The sequence below is a fragment of the Phocaeicola coprophilus DSM 18228 = JCM 13818 genome, assembly GCF_000157915.1.
Lineage (GTDB): Bacteria > Bacteroidota > Bacteroidia > Bacteroidales > Bacteroidaceae > Phocaeicola > Phocaeicola coprophilus.
The window spans coordinates 1-766 of the sequence record NZ_EQ973678.1 but is presented as its reverse complement, the minus strand read 5'-3'; the positions used below and the strand labels follow the sequence as shown (position 1 = coordinate 766).

General features: G+C 40.9%; 2 protein-coding genes. Both read right to left on the bottom strand.

Translation table 11 applies throughout. The features are described from left to right. Positions 1 to 101, bottom strand: a 101-nt coding sequence (locus tag BACCOPRO_RS18690) for a TGS domain-containing protein (RefSeq protein ID WP_373920415.1), incomplete at its 3' end; no start/stop codon positions are given. Between the two features lie 123 nt (positions 102 to 224). Then, a partial coding sequence (locus BACCOPRO_RS16915) for a tetratricopeptide repeat protein (protein ID WP_040311643.1) occupies positions 225 to 766 on the bottom strand: 542 nt, incomplete at its 5' end.

The following is a 766-nucleotide window of genomic DNA, read 5'->3' as shown; positions in this document are numbered from 1 at the left end:
TCCTGAGCCAGACGAGAACTGATGCTTTCTGCAATCTGCAGACCAGTAACTCCTTCGTTATATTCACGAACAGAGCCATCAGGAAAAGTTATTTTAATCATAAGTTTATGTATTTATCCATTAATGAATGGCAAAAATAAACATTTTAATGAAGAAGAAACAGGAAGAGTGAAGAAAATTTATCACGAATGAATAAAATTCCTCATTCTTCCTGTTTTCTGACTTTATTCGGTAGGCATCGTAAAGCGCTTGATGATATTATAAGCGGAGAATATGCCCAATTCTCCGGCCTTGCTCAAGTCACTTATTCCCTGCCGGTTATTTCCCAAAAAGATATGTATCAATCCGCGATTATAATAAGCGTCGGCAAAATGGTTGTCCAATTCGATAGCTTTATTGTAATCAGCCAGCGCCGCATGATAATCTTTCATCACCGTCAGAATGTTGCCCCGATTATAATAAGCATATACAAAATCAGGCTGCAGCTCGATGACTTCATCCAGGTCTTCACGAATTCGGGTATAATCAATCGTGCGTACCTGCGGCAACTTCTCATCCACATTATCCAGTTCGAACTTCCGGTCACGCTTACGGAACTCCAGCTGCTTATAGCTGATCAAAGCACGGCTAAAATAAGCAGTAAAGAGAGTCGGATCGCATACAATCGCCGAATCCAGATCCTGCATGGCATTGTCAAAATCCTGTACCAGATAGAAATCCAGTGCACGTGCATAATAATGGATCGCATTCTTCGGATCTTTCACAA